Source organism: Acidovorax cavernicola (assembly GCF_003581445.1).
Window position 1 is genome coordinate 1 of the sequence record NZ_QXMN01000296.1, and the last position, 729, is coordinate 729.

The 729-nt window shown below is 64.6% G+C and carries 1 protein-coding gene; it reads right to left on the reverse strand.

The features are described from left to right. The coding region (locus tag D3H34_RS33255) for a BMP family ABC transporter substrate-binding protein (RefSeq protein ID WP_147400625.1) at positions 1-729 on the reverse strand (729 nt) is incomplete at both ends.

Here is a 729-nt window from a genome sequence, read left to right on the forward strand (position 1 = left end):
CGAACCCGTGGCCCAGCTGCCGTCCAGCGCTTCCTTCGTGGCCTTGCTGTAGTAAGGCGCCCAGTTGATGATCGCCGAGCCCAGGTGGGCCTTGGGACCGTAGGCGGTCATGTCGGAATCCCAGCCGAACGCGCGCTTGCCCTTTTCCTGCGCGGTCTTGAGCACGGCCGGCGAGTCGGTGTTCTGGAACAGCACGTCGGCGCCGCCGTTGATCAGCGAAGTCGCGGCTTCGGTTTCCTTCGGCGGGCTGAACCATTCGTTGACCCAGACCACCTTGGTCTTGATCTTCGGGTTGACCGACTGCGCGCCCAGCGTGAAGCTGTTGATGTTGCGGATCACTTCGGGAATCGGCACCGAGCCGACCACGCCCAGCGTGTTGCTCTTGGTCATCGCGCCGGCGATGATGCCCGCCAGGTACGCGCCTTCATAGGTGCGGCTGTCGTAGGTGCGCACGTTGGCCGCGGTCTTGTAGCCCGTCGCGTGTTCGAACTTCACGCCCGAGAAATCGGGCGCGATCTTCTGCAGCGCTTCCATGTAGCCGAAGGTCGTGCCGAAGATCAGCTTGTTGCCCTGGCCGGCCATGTCGCGCAGCACGCGCTCGGCGTCCGGGCCTTCGGGCACGCTTTCGACATAGCTGGTCTGGATCTTGTCGCCGAACTCCTGCTCGAGCTTCTTGCGCGCCTGGTCGTGGGCATACGACCAGCCGCCGTCGCCGACGGGACCGACATA